The 337-nt window shown below is 68.0% G+C and carries 1 protein-coding gene; it reads left to right on the top strand.

Annotated elements, in window-relative coordinates; translation table 11 throughout:
- On the top strand, nucleotides 1–337 hold a 337-nt coding region (locus AKL29_RS27210), incomplete at both ends, for a DUF5801 repeats-in-toxin domain-containing protein (protein ID WP_202814559.1).

Below are 337 nucleotides of genomic sequence, written 5' to 3'. Positions count from 1 at the left end.
GCACTCCGACCCAACCAATCCGGACGATGCCGCGACGCTGACGCTGTCGGCCGCGAACCTGCTGCAGGTGGTGCAGACCATCACCGATGCGGATGGCGACAGTGTTGCGACGCCGATCAACCTCGGTACCGGCGTGTTCACGATCCAGGACAGCGGCCCGACCGCGGGCACGGTGACCGGTCCGACCGACACCTTGGTGCTGGACGAGACGCGTCCTGTTGGCAGCGACACCGCGGGCGGCACGGCGCCGACCGGGCTCGACACCGTGACGGCGGACTTCTCCAACAACTTCACCGCCGGCAGCTACGGCAGCGATGGTGCTGGATCGACGACCTAC

This window comes from Bradyrhizobium pachyrhizi, from assembly GCF_001189245.1.
In the GTDB taxonomy this organism is placed as follows: Bacteria; Pseudomonadota; Alphaproteobacteria; order Rhizobiales; family Xanthobacteraceae; genus Bradyrhizobium; species Bradyrhizobium pachyrhizi.
The sequence above is the reverse complement of the archived record's forward strand: the minus strand, read 5'-3'. Positions and strand labels throughout refer to the sequence as shown.